The sequence below is a fragment of the Phenylobacterium sp. genome, assembly GCF_020402505.1.
Taxonomy (GTDB): Bacteria; Pseudomonadota; Alphaproteobacteria; order Caulobacterales; family Caulobacteraceae; genus Phenylobacterium.
Genome location: NZ_JADBZL010000153.1, coordinates 1 through 6,090, shown reverse-complemented (window position 1 = coordinate 6,090; position 6,090 = coordinate 1). Strand labels below are relative to the sequence as shown.

Sequence of the window (6,090 nt, the reverse complement as noted above, 5' to 3'; positions counted from 1 at the left end):
CTGATTATGTCCTCCCGGGGATCGACCCACCCCTTGGGCGCGGAATCGCCGACCAGCATCAGGGAGGCGACGAAGGGCGACCATCTGGCGTAGCGCCGCTCGGGCTGGCCGACTGTCCGCCGCGCGGCGATGAACTGGGACCGCAGGGGCTCCTGGAGGCGGGTCTCCAGCGGGACATCGGACCTCAGGCTGCGATAGAGGCGCAGGGCCTCGCCAAAGGACGAGATTCCGATGCTGATGCGGATGGTGTCCGCCAGGATCAGGCTGTTGGCGCCCTTCAGCCGGCGATCCAGGTAGCGCCGGTCCCATGCGGACTTCGGAGGTATGCCGCCGCCGGGCATGCCCAGGATGTAGACGGTGGAATCCCCGTCACGGACCACCCACCAGGCCGGACCCGGTTCCTTGGCCTGGACGACCAGCTCCTCCACGACGGCGGCGCCAGGGTCTTCTGGAAGGCCCGGAGCCACCTGCGCCAGGGCGGGGGTGGCGACGAGGAGGGCAAGCCCGGCGAGCCAGGCGGGGACGGAAATCATCATCATGGGCTCTCCGGCAGGTCCAGCCTGCCGATCATTCGGGCGAAATCAGGGCCGCCGGGAAGTCGCACTCGGGGGCGGGACACAGACGGGCCGGCCCTGGAAACGATCCCCGACGAGGCTTCCGTCCTGTCCGGCCTTACGACGGAAGAGGTTCAGGGCCCGGTTATCCGAGGGAGGGATCTCCCCGGCGGCGCAAATCGGCGCCTCGGTCCGTCGCCCGGTCGGGCATTCGCAGACCTCGCGGCGAGCGTCCAGCCGGGAGCTGGGCGCCTTGCAGATCACAGGGCTCAGGCTTCCGTCCACCTCAAGGCAGACGGTGGTGACGGCGGCGGCGAACCAGAGAGCAACAAGCATGGAGACGCTCCTTCGGGATGCATCCGGGATGATGCCGATATCTTAACCCGGCTTCACCGTCTTTCGGGGGACTTTTGTTTACACTGGGGGGTCCAGGGTGAGGTCTACGGAGACCCGGATCATGAACCCGATCGCCATCGCCCGGTACGGGCTGCTCGCCGCCTCGAACCGCCTCGCCATGGTCCCTGAGCGCATCGTCAACCTGCAGGTCGAAGGCGCCGATGTGGACCTCGGCGACGAGCTGTCGAACCTGATCTGGCCAGGACCGACTTCGGCGCCAAGGCCACCGTCATCCGAACGGCGGACGAGATGCAGGGCGCCCCGCTCGACATCCACGCCGGACCCTCTCCCGATAGGATTTTGACAGCGGCCCCCGCGGGGCCTAGCGGTCAGTCATGACCGTCCGCGACCTCTTCCCCACACGCATCTGCGAGACCAGCCTGGCCGGACAGCCGGGGGTCGACGCCCTCCTCGCCGACCTTGCGGCCGCCTGCCGCATGCTGGAAGCCGAGGACGCCGCCGGGCGCGACTGGTGCCGCCGGAACGGCTATGGCGGCTACACCTCCTACGCCTCCCTCGACGACCTGCCCCGGCGGGCCAGCGTCTTCGAAGACCTGAAGCGCCGTCTGGACCGGATGGTGCGCAGCTATGCGAAGGACCTGCACCTCGACCTCGGGGCCGGGCGTCTGAAGATGGACAGCCTCTGGGTCAACATCCTGAAGCCAGGCGCCTCACACTCCGGCCATATCCACCCGCACAGCGTGATCTCGGGCACGATGTATGTGGCGACCCCGCCCGGCGCCTCGGCCCTGCGGCTGGAGGACCCCCGCCTGCCCCTGATGATGGCCGCCCCGCCCCGCAGCGCCGACGCGCCCGAGGCCGACCGCACCTTCGTCCACCTCACCCCCGCCCCAGGAACGGTCTTCCTCTGGGAGAGCTGGCTGCGCCACGAGGTCCCGCCCAACCGGGCCCGCACCCCGCGCATCTCCATCAGCTTCAACTACGCCTGGGGCTGAGACCTCTGCGGGAACACAGGTTGTCGACGAGCGCTGCGGCGCCTGGCCGATCCGCCCTGAACCCTCACCCCAACTCGCGCCCCTTGTCCGCCTGGCGCAATGCTCAGCCCTCGACCGGGTTGACTTCGGACGGTGCAACTCTCTTCCAACGCGCCGGGTCCGACGTTGCGTCGCCGGAAGCGAACAGGGCCAGGCATGTCATCGAGAGCAGGGTTTTCCTGCGAGGGACCGACCTTCTCACCTCTCATCCCAGCTGAGCGATAGGTGACCGGATTGAAATGCACGGGCTCCTCGCGGCGCGCGACAATAACCCGGTCCCCGATCCTCAGGGCGGGTTGTGCCTCTCAATGAAGGTCATCGAGGCGTTGACCATTTCAAGGCGGGTGGCGCCGCCAGATAGCCAATGATCCTCTCCCTCTTGAATCAGGACCTCGGGTGTCTTGCCGGCCTTACGCAGGGCGTCGGCCATCGCGCGGCTCTGTTCGACAGGCACCACAGTGTCGTGGGTCCCGTGGATCAAGAGGATGGGAATGTCGGCCTTCGCCGCGTTCCACAGAGGGGAAAGGCGCTCGAGCTTCGGGTCATCGGCCCCGCTCACGCCCATGAAGCGGTCCCAATACCGGGTTGCCCCCCTCCCGAATGTACGCGCGTCTACGATTAACCTCCGGAGGTCCGCAGGCGCTGAGATCGCCACCGCGCAGCGGTAGACACCCCTGTCCAGGGTCGCTCCGGCAAGGGCGGCGTACCCGCCATAACTCGCGCCCATGATACAGACGCGCTTGGGGTCGATCACGCCACGTGCGGCGAGGGCGCGTACACCGTCAGACAGGTCCGTTTGCATCTTGGCGCCCCACTGCCCGTAGCCGGAGGTCATCAGTTCCCCGGTGACAGTGGAACCTCGATAGTTGACCTGAAGGACGGCATAGCCTCGAGACGCGACTGCCTGGGCCCACCAGTCAAACCCGGGCGTATCGCGCGACGCTGGACCACCGTGTACGAGGACGACCATTGGCAGATCCTGCGGCCGACGACTGTGCGGCAGCGTCAGGAATCCGGAAAGGGGCAGGCCATCTGCGGCATTGAATTGCACCCGCTCGCGCGACCCGATGTCCTCGGGCGCCAGCCCGGCATAAGAGGCGCCAAGCCATTCCGCCCGTCGCGTCCTGAGATCCACAAACGCGTACACCGGTCCATTCCGGGGTGAGTCGACCAGCACTACGGCTTTCCGCCTGTCTGCAGAGCCTGAGACGAGGTGGACGCGATCCCCTGGGAAAGTGGCCTGAACCGTATCCCAAGCGCTCTGGTCCGCCGGGTCGAAGTAGCTGTAGCGGTAGTCATCGCCCACCAGCTTGAGATAACCGATCAGTCGCCCATCCCCGGCGCCAAAGATGGGCCGCGGCGTACCAGGGCCAAAAGGGAACTCGGCGGCTGGCCGACCGTCCAAACGGATCTCCTTCCAGGACCAATCGCCCTTCCCGTCGGGTACGCCGTAGATCAGGGAGGCATCGTCGCGCCCGAGGCCGACGAGGTAGGGTCTATCGATGTCCCAGGGCAAGCTCAGGAGGGTGCGCCAACCCGACTCGCTGCGGGCGATGACCGACCACTCTCTCCCTCGGATGACTTCCTGAGCAACGGGCTGTCCCCTGCTGTCGATCACCCAGCTCACGGAGTCGGGAGCGCCCTTCTCGACGATCCGGTTGGTTCCGTTTCGCAGATCTACCCGGAAGAGCGAATTCAAGCCCTTTCCGCCTGACAACACCAAACCCGGGACGAAGACGGCCTGCTGACCGTCGTTAATCCGAACCTCGGGTGGTCCAAGAATCGCGCCGGAGTCGGCGGTGGACTTCGCCATAAGCGGCTTGATCTTCTTGGTGTTCAGGTCGATCAGGCTGCCGAAGAACCACTCGCGGTAACCGTTGACTAGGGCCAGATCATCCTTCGCGATGGAAGCGACCACGATCAGGTGCTGCTCACCCGCCCACTTCAAATCCCGGATCTTGTGCTCGCCGACCGCGCCCCGGAGCGTTGTCTGCCCGCTCTCAAGGTCACGGACGATGATCGTGCGCTGCAGGCCGTTGGTCGCAATCAGAGCGATCGTGCGGCCAGCGGGCGAAACGGCGACGTTCTCGATCGAAGGAAGCCTAGCGTATGCCTCGAGCGGCGCTCCTGTCGCACCGTTGCCAGAGCCCAGAAAGGCCATCAGCAGGAGAGAAAGCAGCCAAATCCGCATTGAAGAGCCCCCGTTTGCCAAAAGAGAGTGCACTTTGGTGGTGGGGGCCGCAAGACGGGATCGATCTGCGCTCGCTAGGCCACGTCGCTTCCCCGGCCATGATCGCTGCGATGCCTGGATGCCTCGCCGTCAGGCGACGATGCGGCCCACCGAACACCTCCGGGACCCCCGCCCCGGGAACGGTCTTCCTCTGGGAGAGCTGGCTGCGCGACGAGGTCCCGCCCAACCGGGCCCGCACCCCGCGCATCTCCATCAGCTTCAACTACGCCTGGGGCTGGGGCCAAGGCCTCAGGCGCGGTGGCGCCCCCTCAGCCGGCTTCGCCGACAGCTTCCCCGGAGGGGAGCAATTCTCCGCGCCCATTCCTCCACCTTCCAGGGGGAGGTGGACCGGGGCGCAAGCCCCGGGACGCAGGGGGTCTGCGAGGCCTCCCCGCCCTAGCTGTCCAGGAAGCTGCGCAGTTTGCGGCTGCGGCTGGGGTGCTTGAGCTTGCGCAGGGCCTTGGCCTCGATCTGGCGGATCCGCTCGCGGGTCACGCTGAACTGCTGGCCGACCTCTTCGAGGGTGTGGTCGGTGTTCATGCCGATGCCGAAGCGCATGCGCAGGACCCGCTCCTCGCGGGGGGTCAGGGAGGCCAGGACCCGGGTGGTGGTCTCACGCAGGTTGGACTGGATGGCCGCATCGATGGGCAGGACGGCGTTCTTGTCCTCGATGAAGTCGCCCAGGTGGGAGTCCTCCTCGTCGCCGATGGGCGTCTCGAGGCTGATCGGCTCCTTGGCGATCTTCAGGACCTTGCGGACCTTTTCCAGGGGCATGGCCAGCTTCTCGGCCAGTTCCTCCGGGGTCGGCTCGCGACCGATCTCGTGCAGCATCTGGCGCGAGGTGCGGACGATCTTGTTGATCGTCTCGATCATGTGCACCGGGATGCGGATGGTGCGGGCCTGGTCGGCGATGGACCGGGTGATGGCCTGCCGGATCCACCAGGTGGCGTAGGTGGAGAACTTGTAGCCCCTGCGGTACTCGAACTTGTCCACCGCCTTCATGAGGCCGATGTTGCCTTCCTGAATAAGATCAAGGAATTGCAGGCCCCGGTTCGTGTACTTCTTGGCGATGGAGATGACGAGGCGCAGGTTGGCCTCGACCATTTCCTTCTTGGCCTGCCGGGCCTCCCGTTCGCCCTTCTGGACGGTCTGGACGATGCGGCGGTACTCGTCGATCGGCACGCCGGACTCGGTGGCCAGCGAGGCGATTTCCTGACGCAGGGCCAGAACCTGAGCCGCCTCGTTCTCGGCGAACTTGGTCCAGCGCACACCCAGCGCCTTGACCTTGTCGGTCCAGGTCGGGTCGAGCTCGGCGCCCAGATAGGTCTTGAGGAACTCGCTGCGGTTGATGCCGTAGCTGTCGGCCAGGCGCATCAGCCGGCCTTCCAGGCCGACCAGGCGCTTGTTGATGGCGTAGAGCTGCTCGACCAGGGCCTCGATGCGGTTGTTGTTCAGCTTCAGGGTCTTGAGGTGCTGGACAATGGTTCCGCTGGCGGCGGCGTGGGCGGCCCGGTCGGCCTCGGACAGGTCCTCGCCCTTCAGGCGCTTGCCGACCAGCTTCTCCTGCAGGGCGCGGAAGGCGTCGAATTCGGCGGCGATGGCGTCGAGGGTGAGCATGACGCCCTCGCGCAGCTCGCTCTCCATGGCGCTGATGGTCGGGCCGGCGCCGTCGTCGAAGTCGTCGTCGTCCTCCTCGCCCTCCGCCTTGGCGACCGCCTCTCCATCTTCAGAGACCTCCTCGGATACAGCCAGGGCCTCTGCGGCGGCGTTGACCCCGCCATAGGTCTGCTCCAGGTCGATGACCTCGCGCAGGAGGATGCGGCCGGTGCCCAGCTCCTCGCGCCAGACCATGATGGCCTCGAAGGTCAGGGCGCTCTCGCAGAGGCCGCGGATCATGGTGTCGCGGCCGGCCTCG

5 protein-coding genes and 2 pseudogenes are annotated in these 6,090 nt (G+C 66.6%); 3 read left to right on the top strand and 4 right to left on the bottom strand.

Annotated features, from left to right (window positions below):
* Together IM632_RS11205 and IM632_RS11200 are read right to left on the bottom strand one after the other, a co-directional pair.
* Positions 1 to 539: pseudogene (locus IM632_RS11205) on the bottom strand (TraB/GumN family protein); the annotation flags it as partial.
* Positions 540 to 581: 42 nt separating this feature from the next.
* Complete coding sequence (locus tag IM632_RS11200) at positions 582 to 890, bottom strand: hypothetical protein (RefSeq protein ID WP_293512554.1); 309 nt, start codon at positions 888 to 890, stop codon at positions 582 to 584.
* A 121-nt stretch (positions 891 to 1,011) separates the two neighbouring features.
* On the opposite strand from IM632_RS11200, the gene IM632_RS11195 reads away from it, so the two are divergent.
* Together IM632_RS11195 and IM632_RS11190 are read left to right on the top strand one after the other, a co-directional pair.
* The gene (locus tag IM632_RS11195; protein ID WP_296498862.1) at positions 1,012 to 1,254 is read left to right on the top strand and encodes a hypothetical protein; all 243 of its coding nucleotides are present in this window, start codon (positions 1,012 to 1,014) and stop codon (positions 1,252 to 1,254) included.
* Between the two features lie 31 nt (positions 1,255 to 1,285).
* On the top strand, positions 1,286 to 1,906 hold the full coding sequence (locus IM632_RS11190; protein ID WP_296498865.1) for a TIGR02466 family protein: 621 nt from the start codon (positions 1,286 to 1,288) through the stop codon (positions 1,904 to 1,906).
* Positions 1,907 to 2,231: 325 nt separating this feature from the next.
* On the opposite strand, the gene IM632_RS11185 is transcribed toward IM632_RS11190, so the two are convergent.
* Positions 2,232 to 4,106: a S9 family peptidase gene (locus tag IM632_RS11185; protein WP_296547552.1), complete on the bottom strand. Its 1,875-nt coding sequence runs from the start codon at positions 4,104 to 4,106 to the stop codon at positions 2,232 to 2,234.
* Positions 4,107 to 4,246: 140 nt separating this feature from the next.
* On the opposite strand from IM632_RS11185, the pseudogene IM632_RS11180 reads away from it, so the two are divergent.
* Positions 4,247 to 4,408 (top strand): annotated as a pseudogene (locus IM632_RS11180) (putative 2OG-Fe(II) oxygenase); the annotation flags it as partial.
* 163 nt (positions 4,409 to 4,571) lie between these two features.
* Here IM632_RS11180 and rpoD read toward each other — a convergent pair.
* Positions 4,572 to 6,090: RNA polymerase sigma factor RpoD (gene rpoD, locus IM632_RS11175; protein WP_296552332.1), on the bottom strand; the 1,519-nt coding region annotated here is incomplete at its 5' end.